16 protein-coding genes and 1 pseudogene are annotated in these 21,267 nt (G+C 43.0%); 6 read left to right on the top strand and 11 right to left on the bottom strand.

Going from position 1 to position 21,267, the window contains the following annotated elements; translation table 11 throughout:
• Positions 1-60 precede the first annotated feature (60 nt).
• Positions 61-777, bottom strand: a complete 717-nt coding sequence (locus tag MKX59_RS09275; RefSeq protein WP_340858307.1) for a metal-dependent hydrolase — start codon at positions 775-777, stop codon at positions 61-63.
• Between the two features lie 352 nt (positions 778-1,129).
• Here MKX59_RS09275 and MKX59_RS09270 point away from each other — a divergent pair, with 352 nt between their 5' ends.
• Complete coding sequence (locus MKX59_RS09270; RefSeq protein ID WP_023989541.1) at positions 1,130-1,843, top strand: expansin EXLX1 family cellulose-binding protein; 714 nt, start codon at positions 1,130-1,132, stop codon at positions 1,841-1,843.
• A 224-nt stretch (positions 1,844-2,067) separates the two neighbouring features.
• The gene (locus MKX59_RS09265; protein ID WP_340858306.1) at positions 2,068-4,329 is read left to right on the top strand and encodes an AraC family transcriptional regulator; all 2,262 of its coding nucleotides are present in this window, start codon (positions 2,068-2,070) and stop codon (positions 4,327-4,329) included.
• A 125-nt stretch (positions 4,330-4,454) separates the two neighbouring features.
• Here the strand turns inward: MKX59_RS09265 and MKX59_RS09260 are convergent, their stop codons facing one another.
• The 5 genes from MKX59_RS09260 to MKX59_RS09240 all read right to left on the bottom strand — a co-directional run bounded on the left by MKX59_RS09260 (position 4,455) and on the right by MKX59_RS09240 (position 10,143).
• Positions 4,455-5,996, bottom strand: coding sequence for an extracellular solute-binding protein (locus tag MKX59_RS09260; protein ID WP_023989543.1), 1,542 nt, complete (start codon positions 5,994-5,996; stop codon positions 4,455-4,457).
• Positions 5,997-6,107: 111 nt separating this feature from the next.
• Positions 6,108-7,001: a carbohydrate ABC transporter permease gene (locus tag MKX59_RS09255; RefSeq protein WP_013311212.1), complete on the bottom strand. Its 894-nt coding sequence runs from the start codon at positions 6,999-7,001 to the stop codon at positions 6,108-6,110.
• Positions 7,002-7,019: 18 nt separating this feature from the next.
• Positions 7,020-8,015 carry an ABC transporter permease gene (locus MKX59_RS09250; RefSeq protein ID WP_023989544.1) on the bottom strand — a complete coding sequence of 332 codons (996 nt, stop codon included), beginning with the start codon at positions 8,013-8,015 and terminating at the stop codon, positions 7,020-7,022.
• A gap of 234 nt (positions 8,016-8,249) precedes the next feature.
• A complete protein-coding gene (locus MKX59_RS09245; protein ID WP_053325807.1) occupies positions 8,250-9,026 on the bottom strand; it encodes an NAD-dependent epimerase/dehydratase family protein in 777 nt (258 codons plus the stop codon).
• Positions 9,027-9,255: 229 nt separating this feature from the next.
• Entirely contained in the window at positions 9,256-10,143 is an 888-nt protein-coding gene (locus MKX59_RS09240) for a DMT family transporter (RefSeq protein WP_053325808.1), read from the bottom strand.
• Between the two features lie 217 nt (positions 10,144-10,360).
• Between MKX59_RS09240 and MKX59_RS09235 the strand changes: the two genes are divergently transcribed.
• Entirely contained in the window at positions 10,361-11,110 is a 750-nt protein-coding gene (locus tag MKX59_RS09235; RefSeq protein ID WP_340858305.1) for a YdcF family protein, read from the top strand.
• A 103-nt stretch (positions 11,111-11,213) separates the two neighbouring features.
• On the opposite strand, the gene MKX59_RS09230 is transcribed toward MKX59_RS09235, so the two are convergent.
• Positions 11,214-11,675, bottom strand: coding sequence for a DUF523 domain-containing protein (locus tag MKX59_RS09230; RefSeq protein WP_340858304.1), 462 nt, complete (start codon positions 11,673-11,675; stop codon positions 11,214-11,216).
• Between the two features lie 312 nt (positions 11,676-11,987).
• Positions 11,988-12,134: pseudogene (locus MKX59_RS09225) on the bottom strand (sigma factor); the annotation flags it as partial.
• Between the two features lie 203 nt (positions 12,135-12,337).
• On the opposite strand from MKX59_RS09225, the gene MKX59_RS09220 reads away from it, so the two are divergent.
• Entirely contained in the window at positions 12,338-12,967 is a 630-nt protein-coding gene (locus MKX59_RS09220) for a TetR/AcrR family transcriptional regulator (protein ID WP_023989549.1), read from the top strand.
• Positions 12,964-13,938, top strand: coding sequence for an alpha/beta hydrolase (locus MKX59_RS09215; RefSeq protein WP_160790182.1), 975 nt, complete (start codon positions 12,964-12,966; stop codon positions 13,936-13,938). Before MKX59_RS09220 ends, MKX59_RS09215 begins: the two co-directional genes overlap by 4 nt.
• A gap of 600 nt (positions 13,939-14,538) precedes the next feature.
• On the opposite strand, the gene sigK is transcribed toward MKX59_RS09215, so the two are convergent.
• The gene (gene sigK / locus MKX59_RS09210; RefSeq protein WP_013311218.1) at positions 14,539-15,240 is read right to left on the bottom strand and encodes an RNA polymerase sporulation sigma factor SigK; all 702 of its coding nucleotides are present in this window, start codon (positions 15,238-15,240) and stop codon (positions 14,539-14,541) included.
• A gap of 281 nt (positions 15,241-15,521) precedes the next feature.
• The gene (locus MKX59_RS09205; protein ID WP_245248474.1) at positions 15,522-15,851 is read right to left on the bottom strand and encodes a hypothetical protein; all 330 of its coding nucleotides are present in this window, start codon (positions 15,849-15,851) and stop codon (positions 15,522-15,524) included.
• 146 nt (positions 15,852-15,997) lie between these two features.
• Here MKX59_RS09205 and MKX59_RS09200 point away from each other — a divergent pair, with 146 nt between their 5' ends.
• A complete protein-coding gene (locus MKX59_RS09200; RefSeq protein ID WP_209942976.1) occupies positions 15,998-16,507 on the top strand; it encodes a discoidin domain-containing protein in 510 nt (169 codons plus the stop codon).
• A 53-nt stretch (positions 16,508-16,560) separates the two neighbouring features.
• Here MKX59_RS09200 and MKX59_RS09195 read toward each other — a convergent pair whose 3' ends face one another.
• Complete coding sequence (locus tag MKX59_RS09195; protein ID WP_340858303.1) at positions 16,561-21,147, bottom strand: fibronectin type III domain-containing protein; 4,587 nt, start codon at positions 21,145-21,147, stop codon at positions 16,561-16,563.
• Between the last annotated feature and the right edge of the window lie 120 nt (positions 21,148-21,267).

The following is a 21,267-nucleotide window of genomic DNA, read 5'->3' as shown; positions in this document are numbered from 1 at the left end:
GACACGTACAACGTGCATTGACTGTTTTTTTAATTTAATAGAAACAAAAGATAGAACATATCAAATCAAATGCTTATAACGAAGCAAAGCAATCACTACAAGTACAGTAGTTAAAGCAACGCAGACGTTTTCTACCTTAGCTCCCTTCCGGGTTCCAGTACTCATCAATTTAAATCGCAGCTTCCATTTAAACGGCGGCAAAGGTTTAATTCCATTATTCGTCAAGGAATCTGCCAGTAAATGCAGCAAGTACGCCATACCTCCAGCCAGCCATATGCTGTCACCGTGCAAACGTGTCGTACCATAAAGCAGCGCAGTCCATGCGACGGTTCCGTATACCGTATGTGTCAACCCCCGATGTGGGACTAGCGTACAAATGATCAGCAGACACCCGGCGATATAATTCCAAGGTGCATATGATTCTCCATACCAGGCTAGGCCGATACCAATTAAAAAGATAATAACCTTGCGCATGGATCGTGAAGGCATAAAAGAAGCACTGATCATCAGCAAAGCCAACACAAGATTCCATGGAAGTGGAGCCAAACGGGTAAAAAATACCCAACCAGCAGCCCCAATCATTAGAAGCTGTACGAGCCTAAGCATTTTGGTTGGTAGCGCTCGGCTCACGAGCATGGAGTTAGGCTCGTCAATATCCGGCAACAGTGAACCGACCACAGCAGCTGCCACGGCAGCCGGGGTCACTTCGTATCCACTTAGAGCTAATACCGACAGGGAGACCCCGGTTCCAATAATCAAATGGGCTCTTCCCATCATGGTGCAAAACATCCTTTCGTTGCAGCATACAACAGAGTTCAACATCACTCCATTTGAATGAGCATGATTCGATTGTATACGACAAACAAAAGGAGAACAATAGTTCGCTTATTCTATTTAAAAGACTTCATTCAAAAGTCCTAGTTTCGTCCTCATTACTTAATCCTCCCCTTATTCTTTATCTGTACAACCATTTCTAAAAAAACACGCCATATGGCCTATGAGTATGTTGACAAACATCTTCAATATTTTCTTTTTGCCTCAAAGTCCTATTGTACAATTTGAAATATTAGGTAATATAGTGTTTATATTTACTATATGAATCTATTAAATGAATAAGGAGGAAATGATTATGCAAAAAAAATCGACGTTCCGAAAGTTCAAAACCATCGGTCTGACATCGTTGCTAAGTCTTGTATTATTCGCCCTTCCCGCTTCAGCTGCTTGGAATGATACATACACGGGGTACGCCACATATACGGGATCAGGTTACTCTGGAGGGGCATTACTGCTTGATCCCATCCCTTCGGATGCCAAAATTACAGCGCTTAACCGCACACAACTGAATTATAACGGAATCAAAGCTGCATTAGCTGGAGCCTATTTGGAAGTTCAAGGTCCCAAAGGGAAAACAACCGTATATGTAACTGATCTTTACCCTGAAGGTCCAAGTGGCGCGCTCGATCTGTCCCCAAACGCGTTCAACCTGATTGGAAATCAAATAGACGGAAAAATCAATATTTCATGGAAAGTTGTCAAAGCTCCGGTTAACGGCAATGTCTCCTACCGCATTAAAGAAGGCAGCAGCCAATGGTGGGCAGCCATTCAAGTACGCAATCATAAATATCCAGTCTTGAAGATGGAAGTCCAACAAAACGGACAATGGCTCAATCTCGAAAAACAGGATTACAACCACTTTCTAGGTACTAACTTAGGAAAACAACCTCTGAAAATACGGATTACGGACATCCGCGGTGTCGTGCTGAACGATACAATCCCAGCTCTAGCGGAAAATGGTACAGGCGGAGCCTATATCGTTAAAGGTAACGTTCAATTTCCTGACTAATTGTAGTACCGTCATCTTTCTTCTTTTATTTGAATAGACAAACCCGGCCGGGAACCGACGCAATCCAATGCGTATAAGTGTTCCTGGCCTTTTTACTAAAAAATTATTATTTTTCACAAAGAATCGGTTTGTTCACTGTCCTGTTCACAAGATCACACGTATAATGAATACATAAATAGGGTGTACTTTACAGCTACGTGCACACAGACAGGAGGCCTGTTCATATGAGCAATTTCAAAAAGCATCACAAGCTTCACAGCAAATTGCTGGTCAGCATTACGTTATGTATTACGCTAACGTTGCTGGTATCCACCACTGTGTATTATTTTTACTATATTCGCGTGGAGAAGGAGCAGGCATTCGAGGCCAATCACAACAGCTTGACGTTGAGAAGCAGAGAGGTTATTAACATGACATCTATTGCTCAATCGTTGGCATTCCAAATGTATCGCAGCAGTACCCTGTCCAAGTTGTTGTATTATCCAAAACCTAATGTATATGATGTAACCGCTGCCATGACCGAATTGAACAATTATCTTAATTCCATGCCGTATATCGAATCCATCTACGTGTTTAACCCTAAAAGCGGCACCTTCTACATTGCGTCCTCACAAGGTCAAAACGGGTTATTCAGCAAACATGAACTAGCTGATACAGATATCATTCGCGTGCTGGATCATTATCAGGACTATAAACCCTTTACGCCTATTCCACGCACGTATCCGCTGCTGTCTGCCTCAGACTCCAGAGCTGAAGTAGAGCAAGCAAGCCCAGATATCGCAGCCTATACGTATTTATGTTATGACGCAATTAACTCGAACGAAGCAATAAATTCGGCTGTGATTGTGAATGTGTCGGCGGCATGGATGAACAAGGAAATGGCGGCGAATCCAATCTCAGGCGGGACCGCTTATATTTTAGACGATCAAGGTAGACTGTTGTCTGGTACAACACTGACAGACGAAACTTTGAACGAAAAAGAACAGCTATGGCTGCACACGAGAGTCAAAAAACAAGAAACAGGCTATTTTGTAGAAGACTTTCATGGTAAAAGATCCCTCATTTCCTACACCTCTCCAGATGGACTAGGTTGGCAGTATATTAGTGTCACACCATATGAAAGCGTTATCAAGATGGCAAGTGTTATTCGTAATGCGATGTTACTGATAGCCGCCATCATTGCATTGGCAGGATTCGTGGCTTCGTGGCTGCTGTCCAAAATGCTGTATACGCCTATTGGCCAAATTGTTGTGCATATGAATTCACTGGAATCAGAGAAACGAAACAGTATGTACACGATCCGGCAAAACATTTTAAGAAATGTGATCCGGGGAATCCGAAATCTTCCTACCGGTGAAGAACCGGAACGATTGCGCGAGCTTGGGATTACGTTCCAGTTTGACAAAGACTACCGCCTTGTGCTGCTGCGCATAGATGAATATACCCGATGGCAAAGCGAACGTGGACCTGATCTGCTACCCTATAAGTTTGCAATCATGAACATTGCTTCTGAAATATGCGGACAGACGTACCAGGTGGAGACCGTTGATATGGATGAGGACAGTGTACTGCTGATGCTTAACATTCTCGATCCCGCAGAACATACAGACACTGTACTGCTAGAAACTTTATTACGCCAAATACGTGAAGCTTGCTTTGAATATTTGAAGCTGAGCGTTTCACTGACTTACAGTGCCATCACAAGTCAACCAGAACGGCTGCATCTGCTGTATCGCCAAGTACAAGACGCATCTATGCACCGATTTTTTCAGGGGCACAGATGCATTATTAATGCTCAAAACACTACAGACGAGGATATCCAAAATACTTACGTATATCCAGCCGATAAAGAGAAAAAAATGTTAGATATGCTACTGTCTGGTCATACAAAGGATGCACACAGTATGTTCAAAGAATTATTGATGCATATGGAAAAATATCCTTTTTCCTCTGTTCAAGTGGCGATATCCCGGCTCATCATGAGTGTAAATAATGCTGTTCGGCATATCAGTGAGCTCAATGGATTTGCTATAGAATCTAAATCTGAATTACCATCCGCTGATCGGTTAGAGACCGCTGAGAATCTTATTGATCATTATCAATTGGTCTTTGATCATATTCGCTCCAGTCTATCGGAAAAACGAAACACGAAGCAGGAACGACTGGTACGGCAAATTAATGAACGAATGGAGCAAGCCTATACGGATCCCAATTTTTGTCTCAATCAGATTGCGGAAGAACTGGATATGTCGCCGATCTATGTCAGTAGGCTATATAAGCAACAGACCATGTCAACTATCGTGGACGTCATCCAACAACTTCGTATTCGCAAGGCCTGTGAGCTGCTGGAACAGACCGACTGGTCCGTAGCTGACGTAGCAGAACAAACCGGATTTGCGAGTAGCTCTTATTTCCATCGTATGTTCAAACGTAGCTTGGGCGTAACACCGACAGATTTTCGCCGTTCTAAAGCAAATGCGCAATAAGTAAACTGCTCTACACGCCTGCTCCGAGAACGGAACATTGCTCCCAAAAAATAGACTGACATTAAAAAAGCAAGCCTCCAACTTTCTGGAGACTTGCTTTTTTCTTTATCACAATTCTTTATGTTTTATTTAATCCCCTTCTCCTTTACATAGGCTTCCCATTGTTTTGTATATTCGGTTTGAATTTTCTCCAAACCAGCTTGGTTTGCCTTTTGCAAGAAGGTCTGCAAGCCTTGATCTACATTGTCGATCAGTCCAGCTTGGAGCGGATACAGATATTGCTTCTCAACCTGTTCTAGAGCTGCTTTTTCTGCTTGATATGTCGTGTAGTCCTCTGCAAAGCCGGTAAACAGGTCAGGCTTCTGGATTTTATCCAGCTCGGCAAAAATTTTCTTCACACGGTCAAAACCAGAATCAAACAGCATGTATTCCGGGTTACGCCAAGCCCAACTATTCATACCTTCGCGTGAAAATCCATTAGTACTGCCGCTACCTATCATTTGGTAGTAACCATCTTTGACTTCGTAGTTTTTGCCTTCAATACCATATTGCGTGAGCAGGTTATAGCGTTTGTCCGTCACCAGCTTTTCATAAAAGGCCAATGCGCGCGCTGGATTCGGGCTGCTTTTTGGAATCGCAAAGCCGTTATGAATCGGATGCACTGGAGTTGCATAACCTGTCGTCAAAGGGAATGGGTAGTACTCGAGCTTCCAGTCCGGGTGAGATGCTTTGAGCTTAATGACCATATCATTAAACCGGGTTGGATTGTCACCGAAAATACTCGCTGCTTTACCAGAAGTCACTTGATCCTGAAGCGTATCTTTTACGTTTAATACGTTTTTGGGAATGAATCCTTTATCGGCCCAGCGTTTGTAAGTGTTCAGCTCTTCCTTTTGTTCATCCGAGCCCCAAAATTTATATACCTCTGTTGGTTTTTCGTATTTAATACCGATACCGTAAGGCAGTGTGCCCACGCTCTTCGTTACTAATTCGGTATATCGATCATGCAGATTTCCCTTAATATCGCTGTTCAGAGATACGGTTTTCATATTTGGCTCATGCTGACGTATCCCATCCATATAAGCCTCATAACTTTTCATATCTGTCGGTTTAGGCAAATTGTACTTCTCACGTAAATCCTCACGCCATACAAAACCGTTTGTGACATATTCTTTATACGTGCCAGGCACGGTATAAATTTTGCCTCCGATTTTAACTCCATCCCACATGTCCTGAGGCACAAATTTTTGCAAGGCAGGTGCAGCCTTAGGCAGCAGATCGTCTAGCGGCAGGAATGCGCCCTTTTTGGCATAGGCCTGATACTGCGTCCAATCTGCAGTGAAGATCAGGTCGATAGGCTGACCCGAAGACAATAACAGCTTATATTTTTGATCCCAGTCTGTCCACGTCGTATAGTTAAATTTGACGGTGGCATTCAGATCTTTTTCCGCCAACTTATTGATCTCTGTCTCAATGGTAGGCAGGTCCTTAGGAGCATCCCCCAGCATATAAAATTGCAGCTGTACTTTCTGGGATTTATCATCCTCTCCATTTGCTTTTTGAGCGCTGTTTCCACTACCTCCTCCACATCCGGCTAATAGCGCCGTGATGACCATTACTGCAATCAGGATGGACATGCGTTGTTTTCTTTTCTTTGTGAATGTCATGTGAATCCTCCCTTTGAAATGGTAGTCTGATTAAATAAAACGCTTACAAAGAGTGCTATTTAGATGGCACAACGTCAGCACGTCATGCCATCACAGTCCTTGAGTGCCACTTTAGCCTTTTACCGCACCAATGGTCAATCCCTTAACAAAATAGCGCTGTACGAACGGGTACAGCAGCAAAATAGGTCCGGTAACCACGATAGCCATTGCCATTTTGGTCGACTCTGTCGGCATATCGTTGGAAAGGGTTACGCCAGTACCTGCACCCATTTGAGCGATAAATTGCATGGAGTTAATTACATTATACAGATAATATTGCAACTGGTATTTATGCGGATCGTTAATAAAGAGTGAGGATGAGAACCAGTCATTCCAGTAAGCCAAGGCCAGAAACAGTCCCACAGTGGCAATACCCGGTGTAGATAAAGGCAACACAATTCGATAGTAAATTTTAAAATCACCCGCACCGTCAATTTTAGCGGACTCGAACAGCTCTTCCGGCATGGAGGAACGAATGAAGTTTTTCATTAAAATGATCAGAAACGGAGTCATCAATCCCGGGAAAATAAGCACTGTATACGTATCAAGCAATCCTAAATACTTCGTCAGCATAATGTACCAAGGTACCAAACCGCCTCCGAACAGCGTCGTAAAGTAAATATAGAATGAAAACGCATTACGGTATTTAAAATCTTTGCGTGCCAGCACATATCCTGCCATCGTCATCAGGAACAGGCCCAACGTCGTACCTACAACCGTGGTAAAAATCGTCACCCCGTATGCCCTTAACACCTCTTCAGGAAAGGTGAACACCGTCCGGTAACCTTCCAGTGAGAATTGCTGTGGTATAAAGTGATATCCATCCCTGATAATCGATTCATTACTGGTCAGTGAAGCCGAAATAATAAGTAGAAACGGGAGTAAACAAGCAATGGAAGCAATAATGATAATCACATAAGAGATAATTTTAAAAATTCGAGTGTATACATCCTCTTTGATCGCCATCCGTTTGGGTCCTCCTTTCTAGAATAAGGCATACTCGTCGTTCAACTTGCGGATGATATAGTTCACGGTCATGATCAGTACAAAGCCGAATAATGATTGGTATACGCCTGCCGCCGAAGCCATCCCCACATCAAAAGTCACTTTCAGCGAACGGTACACATAAGTGTCCAAAATATCCGTCGTATTGTACAGCACCCCATTGTTGCCGATTAACTGATAAAAAAGATCAAATTGTCCTTTCATAATACTACCAAGCGCAAACAACAGCAGCACAACGAATGTCGATTTAAGCATAGGAACGGTAATGTACCAGATTCGTTGAAAAATGTTGGCCCCATCCATTTTAGCTGCCTCATAATATTCGTCACTGATACCTGTAATCGCTGCCAGATAGATCACCATACTGTAGCCGAGATTTTTCCATAAATAGAACAGGATAATCAGGAAAATCCATACCCATGGTTTGTTGTATACATCCACGCGTTCACCACCAAATTGCAGCAGCAGCGTATTCAGGAAACCATTATCATAATTAAATATGTTATACACGATAACACTTAGAATAACGAAAGAAACAAAATAAGGCAGGAACATCACGGATTGAGCGATCTTTTTAAAGTAGCGGCCTCTCAGCTCATTCAGCAAAATAGCGAGAACAATCGCTAGCACGTTACCGAGTAAAATAAACGCTGCATTGTATCCGACCGTATTCAATGTCAGTTTTGTCAGTGTGCCGGATTGCCATAGAAAGCGAAAATTTTGGAGTCCGACGAACTTGGCATCAAACAGGCTGGTATTAAAGTCGAACTGGGTAAATGCATAATAAATACCCACCATAGGAATGTAGGAATTAATGAAGAAAAAAATTAAAGTGGGCAACAACATCAAAAATAATACCCGATTGCGGAACAGTTCATAGAAGAACCCGTGTTTCCTACCCGTTCCCAGCCTCTTACCGTTCAGGCGGGAATCCGTTGTAAGCATTGCAGAATTTTTGGGCATAGGCTGATTCAATGTGAGTCACTCCCCCTCTGTATACGTTACCGACAGCAAAGTTTGTAGCACCGCCGCCGTATAACTATATTTTATGTAAGCGCATTCAAAATGAAAAGTGAAGCCTCTCATGCTTCATGAACAAAGGAGTGTCCTGAGGAGTGAACAATTCGGATATTTGTGAAGTTTTGTGTAATATGAGGCGTCTAATCGACGCCTTAAGCCTATTCATAAAGCATATTTGAACGATCTACTCTACTCCTTTTGCCCACCCTGGAATGTGGTTTCATCCTGTTTTACCCAAAATCCGATTTTCTTTGCCTGCTCCAGCAGCTCAGCGGCATTATCCTGCGGCTTATATCCGATTAGTTCTTCCAAGTAGCCAATGTCATAATAATTATCCGTATTGGCTGACGTACCGTACAAATTAAGATAGCTCATCTCCGGACGAGCTTCGATACAGCAGACAGTCAGACGGATCATATCGCGCTCGGAGATCCAAATATGAGCGGCGCGCTCCGAATGGGGCCGATCATCTCCAGGAAAATTTCCGATACGGATATTCATTGAAGATATTTTGCCCTGATCGGCATACAGCCGTCCTAACAGTTCAATGTAGCACTTACTCAATCCATAAAAACTGTCGGGTCGGTAGGGATCTTCTACATCTATACTTTCGCCTACTTTATAAAACCCTGTGGCATGATTGGAACTGGCAAAAACAATGCGTTTTACCCCATTTTTCACCGCAGCTTCATACAGCTTGTAGGCTCCACTAACATTGCCAGACAGCACTTTGCCGAGGAAATCCCCTTCATCCTTGATCCATGCAAAATGCAGTACCGTATCCACTCCGCGTGTAAGCTCAGCCAGTCGTGCAGCATCATGTATATCCATTTCCACAATCCCTGCCTCTTCATCCCTCTTCACATCAGCAGCGATTATTTCATATTTACCTTCCGCTTTTAGCCCTTCATACAATACTTTCCCAATTGTACCTGCTGCACCTGTAATCAACAATTTTCGTGCCATCGTCCGCATCTCCCTTCTTTGCTTGGTTGTATGCTGTCATCCATATCATAATCTTAACCAACTCCCCAGGGAGGAAACCCCTTAAACTCTCGAATTAGGCAGGTCAAAGCCCACGTAGCTGTGTCTCCTGTCGGCATATAAAAAGGGACCCTGCTACTGTGCAAGAGTCCCTTGTTGTTACTATAGTTTCAAGTTCTATCTTTCAATCTCTTGGTTTCAACTACTACGCTCAAGCTTGTCGTACTACTCTCGCTCTGCGATTAACCAAATAAATGCTAAGCCCGATTAAGATTAACCCGATAAGCAGGAAAGCCGTAATCGCTTCGCCCAGCACCAACGAGCTGACAAACACCGAGATCACAGGCACCAAAAACGTATAAGACGCAACCTTACTCGCATCCCCTGAATTAACAAGTGTGAAATACAGCAACCAGGAAAGTGAAATTCCCAACACCGTGCCGAATATCAGCCCTGACACATACGGGACATTCCATACGATATCCGACCAGTTTTCCGTCACCGTTCCAGCTCCCGTCAGCACGATGCCTCCCAGTGTACATTGGAATGCAACCAGCCACAGCGAATCCACACGCTGGTTTACCTTTTTCACATATACCGTTCCCAATGCCCAGCTCACGGCTGTAATAATGGCGATGATTACACCTGCCACAGCCACATGCCCTGAAAATCCGCCCACACTGACAGCTGCAACGCCCAAAAATCCGATGATCAATCCAATCACCTTGAGTCTGGACATCGCTTCCCCTAGCCACATCCATGCAAAAATACCGACCAACACAGGCTGGAGATATACCAGCACAGAAAACAAGCCGGAGGGGACGTACATCAGTCCCACTGTTTGCAGGCCATAAAACAGTACCACGTTAAAAATACCTGAAATAGCATACACCCGCCAATTTTCTTTCCAACGAATGCGATTCCATCTCGGTACTAAAATCACTCCCAACAGCAGACCGCCCAGCAGTGTACGTAGCCCTGCAAACAACAGTGGAGGTGTGAATTCCAATGCGACTTTATAAATGGGCCAAGAAATGCCCCATAATACAACCAGCAGCGCGATCATCATTATCCGCTTGGCTGTCGTTAACTCTCCCATGACGCTCTCGCTCCTCTATGAAAAAAATCACTAGACTTTATATACTACGCCTACAGAACGACTTTATCAAACAAAAAATATGTATTGGAAAGCTCCACCTTTCATGCCCGCTTGTTCATCGAGGTATGTCTTCGGACAGAGGAATCCAGTCATTTTCCTATGTTACAATATACCAAAAAGATAGATAAAGCTTATAAGGATAGGAGGTTGTCTGCACTTGATTTATATCATCAAATTTTTGTACAGCTTTGTGCTCCCTCCCGGTTTGTTCATCCTGGTGATGGCAGGGCTCGTGATCTGGCTATGGAAAAGGGCACGTATACCTGCGGTCGTATTGCTTCTTGTCACATTGCTGCTGTATGTTTCCTCGACCAATTTGGCTGGAGATTTGTTAATCAGTAGCCTGGAAAAACAGTACTCACAACCCCGTACCGTTCAAGGCGATGTCATTGTCGTACTTGGGGGCGGAGCCACACAGGGAACCCCCGACATCAATGGACAAGGCAATCTGCTAGGATCTGCGGCTAATCGACTGCTCACTGCGGCCCGACTGCACGAAGCAACAGGCTTACCTATTCTTTTCTCCGGCGGGCAAGTGTTTGGAGACAGTGGTAATGAAGCAAATATTGCGCAGAGGCAGCTACTAGGACTCGGTATTCCGGCAAAGGACATCCTGATCGAAAACCGTTCTTTGAACACACAGCAAAATGCCGTATATACATCGCAAATTTTGGGAAAACATCAACTCACTAGACCTGTTCTGGTGACCTCCGCTTTCCATATGCCACGTGCTGCACTGGAATTTCAGCGTGCAGGCGTGCAGGTCATAGCTTATCCTACCGACTATCTGGCAAGTGAAAAGCTGTCACTGTATGCTGGCAAGCTCTCGCCGTCTGCTGGGGCCATGTCTACAACCGGAACAGCCCTCAAGGAATACCTAGGAATTCTTGCATTAAAGCTTAAATAATGTGATGTCTATTCGTATAGCGGCACATAGCACAAACAAGCGTCTTGCGCTCGCAGGTATAAGCCTGTAAGCTAGCAAGGCGCTTGATCTACTCTTATATATTTTAATCCAAGAAAATATCCGATATTTGTTCTTCCGATATGACCTTAAAGCCTTCCTTTTTTAACAAAGCCGAGGTTACCCCGTTACCTGCTATTTTACGATTTTCGAATGACCCATTATATATTGCTGCTGATCCGCAGGAAGGGCTATTTTCTTTTAAAACAACAAATGTTGCGTTAACCTCTCTGGCTATATTCAGGGCTTCGTACGCACCTCTAATGTACATATCGCTGACATCGTTGCCTGAAAACTCGAACACCTTGGCTGTGCCGTTCAGCACATCCTCCCCTGTCCCTCCAACAATCTCAGCAGGCTCTCTCGGAGTCACAAAGCCCCCCAAAAGCTCAGGACAGATTGTCATAGCCTTCTTTTCCTCTACCAACTTCTGAATATGTACATCCAGGCTATCCGTCCCGTTATATCGTACCTTCATGCCCGCCAAACACGAACTTACCAGAATCATTAGTTCCACCTCATATCCATTGCATTCACTATTAAGTAGTTAAAGTATAAACAAATTTTCTCGTAGAGTCATCGTGCGAAAATTTAGACTCGCCACTACGTCCGCGTTCCGTAAGGTTATTCGTCCAGCTGATGTCATAATCATGATCCTGCGCTCTACCCATACCCTTTTGAATTCTGTTCGAAATACAAGTAATGAAAAAAGGCCCTGATTAGGGCCTCAAGCGGCTTCATATATCTCCTTATCCATTACCCCTTCTGTTTGTAAAACTCATGGTACAACTTCATCAGCGCGCGCTTTTCAATTCGTGACTTCCTTTTCAGTCCCTATAGGATCGTGGAGAGATACGTCTTTGCGTGTTTTTTTCAGAGATCGCAAATGCATCAGGATTTCATTTTCTATACAACGGGCTGCAAATGTTGCCAGCTTGGTGCCTTTCCCGGTCCGAAAGCTTTCAATGTACTCATCCAAAATAACCTGATAAAAACAAGCCGGAGGCGCATGTTGGGCAGCACTACGGCTTATTTTTATTGTTGAGGTTCACCCTGCTCGTAAGTAAGATAAATTCACTCTTGCTATAAGTCGTAATTTAAGATATATTATTAATTAAATAATCAATCATTTAATTAATGAAAGTTTAGTTTAAAGAGAGGGGAATACATTTGGCAAGACCCATCAATGAAGAAAAAAGACTGGAGCGGCGTAAACGTATCCTAGAAGAAGCTGTTGTCCTGTTCGCAGAAAGTGGATATTCTAATACCACAACGGCAATCATTGCGCAGAGTGTGGGAGTGACTCCTGGAACCATTTTTCAATATTTCCCTAGCAAAGAAGCTTTATACTACGCCGCTGTTCTTGAGCCGCTTGCTGATATTCAGGCGAAATCGCTTGCTTGTCTACAACAAGAGGAGACGCCGGGCGTATTGATTAAGAACATGGTGGCAGAACAATTCAACCATATCTACTTCTATATAAATGAATTGCGGCTTGTTCAATCTGTCTTAGGACAACGAATAAGATTCCCTGAACTTACACAGAAGGTCCTTGAAAGTATAAAGGTAATGACAGATGCGATCGAATGCGTCTATGCCAAGGGACAGTTAATGGGAGAATTCAACAAAAGCTTTTCTCCAGCAATGATCTCTCGTGCCTATATCTCTTTCTTAAATGGAGTGGGCTTAACTCTTGCAGAAAGTATTATTCATCATCCCGAGTGGGAAAATCTGAAGGGGCATGCCTTTTATTTGTTCGCACCCATACAACCTAAAGAAAAACTGGAGGAGTCTGAATGAGTCAGGCATCATTACAACCCGATCTAACATTTAACGTTCGTGTAAAAAAACGAAAGAAAATTTTATGGAGCCTAGGGATCGTGCTTTTGCTTGTGATGGCTCTTGTATTTTTTATATCTTATAAAGTAGTAGACACCTTGTTGCACCATCCTAGAGACACTAATGTCAGCTACGAATTGAATATGGATAAAACTCCCTACGAAGAGGTCGAGTTCAAGAGTTTGAAAAATGATAATACGATTAGAGGTTCCTTCTTTCCTGCAAGTGGTCTTCCTGGTAAATCAAGTAATAAGACGATTATTGTCGTCCATGGATATACGAGCAATCGTTTAGTCAAAGGGCGGACCCAAAAGTTAGTAGAGCATTTCGTTCCGAAAGGCTACAATGTATTGGCATTTGACCTCAGCTCACAAGGTAAATCCGATGGTGATTTGATTACACTGGGCCTCAATGAAAAATACGATTTGCTAGGAGCTGTAAGCTATTTAAAATCGAGAGACCATACGGGTGATAACATTGGAGTTATTGGCTTTTCAATGGGTGCTGCTACTTCTTTGCTAGCCGCTAGTGAAAGTGATGACATCAAAGCCGTAATTGCAGATAGTCCTTTTCGTAATGCTGGTCTATTTCTGAGAGAGGGTTTGCCCTTCTTTTCAGGTTTACCTGCGTTTCCATTCAGTTATACATCGACATGGATGGCAAATTGGGCCTTTAAGGTTGATCTTGATTCCATATCTCCTATGGATGCGGTAAAAAAGATGCAAGACAAGCCAGTTATGCTTATTCATGGTACTGGAGATCAGCAAATTAGTTATAAAAATACAGAAATTATTTACGAGTCCTTAAAAGATAACCCAAAAGCAGAAGTATGGTACCCGCAAAATACGGAGCACATCGATGCCATCAACCATTACCCCACTGAATATTTCAAAAGAGTAGATCGCTTTTTGGATGAGTATGTAGGAAAATAAATTCAATCCAATAGAGCCAACTAGCGAAGGAGCTTGTCCTGATGAAGTGAAAATACCCAATAATATCAAGCATTTTTATCCTGTAGTGTAGAAAAACACTACAGGCTTTTATTTGCGTTTTAAATGAAAATACATAGCAAAATAGTTATTATTTAAGCGAAAAAAACAGTGTACGAGTACTGAGCATGTTGATAAAAACAAAAAGACAAGCGTATGCTGTTCACTGGTCAGGAGAAGATCCTTTTTAGAGATCATTTGAACAAAGACCCGGAATCGAATTAATGAACTAGAAAACAACGCGTTCTCTACATGAGCAACAAAGAATAGTTCATCTGATATTCCCCATCTTGACAGTATTAAAGATATTCGGGAATTAAAGCTTATTGAACGAGTAACCACACTTATAGAAAAATTGCCTAGCGCTTTTCAGCGTAAAGGAGCAGTTGTTTTTATAGGATAGCCTTATATAAGAATATTGGATGGGCAGAGGGGGATGCAATTTAAACACGCCTCTGAAAAGAAGCAAGTAATTGAACTATGAAAAAGACCTAAAAAGGCCCTGTTAAGGGCCTCAAGCGGCTTCATATATCTCCTTATCCATTACCCCTTCTGCTTGTAAAATTCATGGTACAGCTTCATTAATGCACGCTTTTCAATGCGGGACACATACGAACGCGAAATCCCCAGCTCTCTGGCAATTTCCCGCTGTGTTCGTTCCTCTCCTCCGGCTTCCAGACCGAAACGGCCAATCACCACTTCTTTTTCACGCTCATCTAAAATATCCAGGTTGCGATAGATTTTACTCTTCTCGATTTTAAGTTGTACTTTATCTACAATATCGTCCGCCTCGGTGCCGAGGATATCAATCAAAGTAATCTCGTTGCCTTCCTTATCAGTCCCTATAGGATCGTGGAGTGATACGTCTTTGCGTGTTTTTTTCAGAGATCGCAAATGCATCAGGATTTCATTTTCTATACAACGGGCTGCAAAAGTTGCCAGCTTGGTGCCTTTCCCGGTCTGAAAGCTTTCGATGGCCTTGATCAGTCCGATGGTGCCGATGGATATAAGATCCTCCAAATCTTCGCCGGTGTTATCGAATTTTTTCACAATATGGGCCACCAGCCGTAGGTTATGCTCAATGAGTGTGTTACGGGAGTGTGCATTGCCTTCGGCAAACAGCTTTAGGTGTCGAGCTTCCTCTTTCTCAGTCAATGGCTGCGGAAAGGCGTTGTTTTTCACGTAGGAAACGAGTAGCGTCAATTCCTTGATGAACAGAGCGATAGCGCTAAATAGTCCGGGCACGGATGACACCTCCTGAGGTAGTTGCGAACTTACCGGCCTTTGTTACTTACCGGGCTTGCGGTCTGTTTATTGTATGTAGGCAGGTGCCCATCCGTGCCTGTACTCCGAAAACTGCTCCGTAACAATTTGCCGGATATCTTTCTGGAGCAACCTCCAATACTTAATTCGAAGCGTAGAGATCTCTTCGACACAAATCAACGCACTCCATATAGCCAGAGGAAGACCCGGGATAGCTTTACATTATTCATCACTTGGTTTCCCCATTTTCTTTCAGTAGAGTATTAACTTCTTTCTAAATATGACAATGGAAGTGGCGAATAGACCATTGTATCTCCATCTTCATCTCGTTTTAAAATAATAGCAAACTCAGCACCATTACTTTCATCGCCTCTTGGCAACGGAAATATCATAGCCGGACAACGCGACTCATAATTATGAGGAAATTCTTTTCGAAAGTTCTCTAAAGCATAATTCAGAATCGCATCTATTTTGTCGGTAAGCACATTAAATCCACCTATTACAAAATCATTATATTCTTGGGAAGTGGTGTACTTCTCAAATAATTTTCTTTTATATTCCTCAACAGTACTAAAACAAACTTCCCAATCCAAAGGGAAAATGCCATCTCCCAAATAATAAGTGTATAACTAGTATGCATTCCATGTTCAAGGAATATATTCATAGAGAGTTTCATATAAATGATATGAATCAACCTTTTCGACACATTCAAAAATTAAACTTAAGGAGGAATTTCAACATGGCAAAATTCAGTCAAAATCCAGACGACTATACTTTTTCCGTGGATCCTGTTGTTATAGCAGAGGAAAATGTTTCAACGAATGGAGATTCTAAAAATACTTTTCCAAAAAATGTTTTAATCGATAATAATCTATATTGGGAAAGTAGTTTAAGCGGTAAAGGTGGAGAAATCATCTTCAAATTAGATACAGGTAAGACGATCAATGATATTCTTTTAGCTCAGCCATCTTCTCGAGCTTTTATTCTTTCATTTTCTTTTCACGGCTCTAATGACGGAGAAAATTGGTTTAGGTTAGGTGAAGTCGAAGCTTTGCCAACCATTGCAAAAACAACCTATCAATTTAGTAATGAGATTCCTTTTTCATATTATAAAATAATTGTACTTTCATCCGGGATGAGTAGTACAACCTCCTATTATGGTATACGATATATTCAGCTAAAAACCGCACTCATTAATGGCGTTCCTGCCTACAGAGCATCCAATTTAAACCCTGCTATTGCGGAATAAGTTAAGTTAGTACACAAAAAAAGGGGCTGGCCAACGCCGCCCCTTGATTCGTTCTATTTCACTTGAAGCATGTTATAAATCATCTCAGCCGCTTCCGCACGTGTGACCTCCTGCTTGGCCCGAAAGCTACCATCTGGATATCCTTGTACTAAATTAATCTCGGTTAGACCAAGTACATCCTTTCTGGCCCACTCTACAATTTGAGAGGAATCCGAGTATGCACTGCTTTCTTGCTGTGGTGTAGCTTTGATAATGTTATTCACCATTTTAGCCGCCTGCTCACGGTTAATGACCCGATCTGGGCCAAATTCTCTATTACTAAACCCGCGAGCGACCTGATCTTTAATCGCCGTTTTGAGAAGATCAACGTACCACGCCGATGGATTAATATCCTCGAAGCCTAAAGTCACATCCGTTTCGAGCGGTAATTTCAAGGAACGGACCAGCATCGAAGTGAACTCCATACGCGTTACAGGTCTGTTCGGCTCAAATAGCGTGTGGGTTGTTCCCTTTACTATACCCAAATCGGCAAGCACATTTATTTTTTCTTTATTAAATATCCGATCAATGTCACTAAAATGATTTGGCTTCTTCTCAACGGTTGAATCCTGAATGTGCTCTGTTTCTATCGGTTCCTTTATAACAGGCTGAATCGGTTTTACACTCTCCGCCCCTCCTGCTCCGCCACCTACGTCCACAGTATTACCCGTTGTTTTTCCATGCGCTTGTTTTGCCTCTGTGCGTTTTCCTTGACTATTTTCTGCCCAAAGTTGAACTGTATACAACTGCTTCTCTTTAAGTTGTCTCCAGATATAGCTTCGATCCTTACCACGATATAGCTCTGTTCCTCCTTCACTGGCAAGGACGAAAATATCATTCTCATGGTCTGATTCCCAATGGATGATAAATTCACTATTCGTTGTTTCCGTCTTCAAAAACGCAAACGCTGGAGACGGCAGCGTCTCGACCTGACCTTCTGTCTGCTTACCTTCACCACTTGTGTTCACTGGCTTAATGGTAATACGATACACTGTAGAACTGTCCAATCCATCTACTTTAAATTCATGGGTGGTCGTATGACCGATAAGCACCTCGTTTTGGTAGACATTGTAAGCATCTGCACCCGAAGCTTCTTTCCACGTAACAACCAAATCGGTATCTGTTACTTCTTTCACTGTCAATCTATTGTCTGGTATTTGACCTGGCAAAGCGCGAAGCGTAAAGGGAGCTATATTACCTACCCCCGTTGTATTCACGGCCTGTATACCAAACGAGTAAATCATACCAGGCTGGATATCTGAAAGCTTAATATGGGCATCTCTGGTGTTAAAAACTTCCCCCGTATCTTTACGGGTTACAGTATATTGAGAAGAGCTCTTGATTTCATCCCAGCTCAGTGAAATCTGGCCACCCTCAAGTTCTGTAACATTAACATTTTGTACTTCAGGAGGAAGTGTCAGCAGCTCACCCAACGCTGGCTGGCTGAAACCACTACTGTTCCCACTGCTCACTTGAAAATCATAGTTTCTCCCACCTGTTAAACCAGATACAACCACACGTGGTTCCGTACTATAATAATTTTGACCGTTGATCGTTACCTTATATTGAGTTGCCCCATCAACCGGGGCCCATATCAATGTGGCATCGTGCTCGCGAACATCTTCAGCTGCAAGTTGTATAGCCGAATCAGGTAGTGTTAATGCGTTGATAGATGTATCTTCACCCGTGCCACTTCGATTGTGGGCTCGTATTTTAATATTGGCAGATCTACCAGCAGGCAAGCCCTCAAAAGTATAAGAGTGGATACCACGCGCAACCCGCACCTTCGGTTCATCGTTAACATTCAAGATGTATCCTTCAGCCCCCTGCACATCCTGCCACGCAACACCGATAGCATACACATCCTTCGTCACACTCGATAATGTCGTTACTCGATCAGGTAAAGTGATAACTCCCAGATGGGCATAGTCTCCGAATCCTGTTGCATTTTCAGCGGAAACGTTATAACCATACTCTGTTCCCGCCTGAAGATCAGTATCGGTGAATTCTGTATACACATCGTTATAAACCGATACTTCGTCACGTTCTAGGGCGTAGTAGGTGGCAGTGATTACAGAATTCCACTTCAAGTCGATTCCATCTTCTCTTACAGTTACATTCCGAAATCCGTTCGGGCTGTCTGGTAGACTTAAAAAAGATACATGCTTTGCTGTACCCTCTCCAGTGTCATTAATAGCTGATACAGAAACATCGTAATATTTACCAGGCTTCATTCCCGTAATTGGATTATACACATCCTGTGTAACCGTATCCTTAAATATGATTTCTCCCGTACTTACGTCTGCTGCTGTAATATTATATTTGTTAGCTGATGAGACTGGCGTAAAGTCAGCCATGATTTCTGCAGAATGACGAGAGACAGGTCGTAACTGGATATGCTCAGGGGCATCAGGTAACGTTAATATATGGACTCGATTAGAATACGCATTACCTCCCACATGATTACTAGAACGCACTTCATATTCGTATTGCCGTCCTCCTTGTAGCCCTCTATCTGTAAAAGAATTTGTCGGATGCGTAACATCCCAAACCTCATTAGTTGTTAGATTTCGGACTGTATAAACGTAACCATCATCAAGACCAGACGGGAGAGTCCACTGCAAATCAGCTTCTGTATTTCGTATGGATGTCGCAGAGAGCACAACCGACTGGGGCTGCCTTTGAATGCGAAGTGCACTGCTGACCGTTTCATAAATGTTACCCACCCTGTCTTTGACCTTGGCATGAACATACCATTCACCTTCATCTGAAAGATCCATCTGGATTGTTGTATCGGCTGAAGCATCCCAGTTTTCTGGTGAATCAGGGCTGTTCGTGATTTTATACTGCATTGTGGATGACTCAATCCCCGAATGCTGATCGGCATATCGTATCCTCACATGAATATGGGTATCTTTCCATTCACGCGAATCCGGCGTCAGTTGAATCGTCGGTGGTTCCAAATCAATATAAGATATTGCGGATACTGGATCACTTCGATTCCCAGCTGCATCTACAGCTTGAGCAGTCAATTTTACGATACCCGAACCATTTAATATTCCAGACGAACCAGACACATAGGTGCCAGAACCCAATTGATATTCATAATGTACTGCTGTAGTATCCGTCGCACCCGATAGAGTAAACTGCACTGGCTTATTGGTATATCCGGTAGGTATCGTCACCTCGGAAAACGTAACTTTCGGAGGCGTTGGCTTGGTTCGATCAATCATGACCGATTGAGTCACGATTGGACTAGACACGTTGAGATTATTGATCGTCCGCGCTGATAATTCGTAAATCCCTTCTGCGTTTAATGTAAAAGTGCCATTGTATGTCTGCCATTCCCCTAATGGGCCCAAGCGATATTGTGTCATCTTAATTCCATTTGTAGAGTCACTTCCTGAATCAATAGCAATATTCACATCACGGATCGTTGGCCCTGTCTCGCTAGCCCGGATGGTAGGAGCCGTCGGTCCCTTTTTATCAATGGTGACTTCTTTACTTACTTCTTGGCTCACATTACCGACGCCGTCAATGGAGCGTGCATGTACCGTGCTTTTACCATCTTTATTCACATGAAACACTCCACTATAATCCTGCCAATCCTGATTCACAACGCCCGTCATACGAAATTGAGTATGGGCTAGTCCAGAATAATCGTCTACACCCGGTTGTAATGAAATCGTATAGTCATTACTGTTTCCCGTTGCGTTTAGGATGGGTGGAGTTGGTGGCATCTTATCTATTCGGACATTCCCGGAAGAAAGACCACTATACTGGTTATTCACGTCTACTGTCCGGGCATAGATCGTATTTACACCGTGATCATATACAGTAAAGGGACCTGTGTATAGCTGGAATGCTCCTCCATTCAGGCTATATTCATAGTATTTTAGTCCTTCAGGAGCCACGTCCCCATTTATCCACACGGTTACAGGTTCTTTGGTCCATTCTGTGACAGCCTGGCCCTCAGCGCCTGCATGAATCTGCGGTGGTTTAGGCATGAAATCTGATTTGGGAATAACACGGATTCCAAACTTGGATATTTCATTGCTTGTCTGTTGGTTAGTTCCCATCGCTCTGAAATATCGAACATCCCTTAATGTAATAGAGTCGGTGATATCTATCCATTTTCCCTGGTAAAATCTATCGGCGTAGAATTTCGTTATATTAGTCCATGTGTATAAGTTCGTTCCGTTAGGCCTCCAACTGTCGCCTGCTGCGTTATTAGATGTATATATATCAGTATGATACGACCCTTCAATGTAAACAAAAATCCTGTAATCCGAAGTCTTAATAGATCTTCCAATATCAACAAAACGTTCAGTCGGCTGCGTAGTACCATCACATTTATATCTCGCCGAACCCATGCCAGTGTATACTTCCGTTGCTCCTATCCCACTTCCTGACCAAGAGCCCCAACTGTCGCCTCCACCCGGCAAATTGTTTTGGCAAAAAGGGCCTCCCATGATCTCCTGAGTAGCAGCTGATACCCTTTCCGGAAATATGGGAATCATCGTTAATAGTAGGACTACAGCCAAAAATCCGTACACCCACTTCCTATACTTCCTTACCTTTCGCTTATTTTTTCGATACATACACTTCTCCTTACTTTTATTTTATTTTCAAAGAGTTTTACAAACTCGCTTCGGGTAAAATAGAAAAAGCACCTCAAACAAAGGCGTTAATGCCTAGGTTTGAGGTGCTTCCTCTATATC

The sequence above is a fragment of the Paenibacillus sp. FSL R7-0340 genome, assembly GCF_038002205.1.
GTDB lineage: Bacteria > Bacillota > Bacilli > Paenibacillales > Paenibacillaceae > Paenibacillus > Paenibacillus polymyxa_B.
This window is presented reverse-complemented; position numbering and strand designations above follow the sequence as displayed.

Bases quoted from the DNA above. Each gene is read 5' to 3' on its own strand.
- MKX59_RS09275 (WP_340858307.1), bottom strand. From the start codon at position 777: ATGATGGGAAGAGCCCATTTGATTATTGGAACCGGGGTCTCCCTGTCG.
- MKX59_RS09270 (WP_023989541.1), top strand. From the start codon at position 1,130: ATGCAAAAAAAATCGACGTTCCGAAAGTTCAAAACCATCGGTCTGACA.
- MKX59_RS09265 (WP_340858306.1), top strand. From the start codon at position 2,068: ATGAGCAATTTCAAAAAGCATCACAAGCTTCACAGCAAATTGCTGGTC.
- MKX59_RS09260 (WP_023989543.1), bottom strand. From the start codon at position 5,996: ATGACATTCACAAAGAAAAGAAAACAACGCATGTCCATCCTGATTGCA.
- MKX59_RS09255 (WP_013311212.1), bottom strand. From the start codon at position 7,001: ATGGCGATCAAAGAGGATGTATACACTCGAATTTTTAAAATTATCTCT.
- MKX59_RS09245 (WP_053325807.1), bottom strand. From the start codon at position 9,026: ATGGCACGAAAATTGTTGATTACAGGTGCAGCAGGTACAATTGGGAAA.
- MKX59_RS09240 (WP_053325808.1), bottom strand. From the start codon at position 10,143: ATGGGAGAGTTAACGACAGCCAAGCGGATAATGATGATCGCGCTGCTG.
- MKX59_RS09230 (WP_340858304.1), bottom strand. From the start codon at position 11,675: ATGATTCTGGTAAGTTCGTGTTTGGCGGGCATGAAGGTACGATATAAC.
- MKX59_RS09215 (WP_160790182.1), top strand. From the start codon at position 12,964: ATGAGTCAGGCATCATTACAACCCGATCTAACATTTAACGTTCGTGTA.
- MKX59_RS09200 (WP_209942976.1), top strand. From the start codon at position 15,998: ATGGCAAAATTCAGTCAAAATCCAGACGACTATACTTTTTCCGTGGAT.
- MKX59_RS09195 (WP_340858303.1), bottom strand. From the start codon at position 21,147: ATGTATCGAAAAAATAAGCGAAAGGTAAGGAAGTATAGGAAGTGGGTG.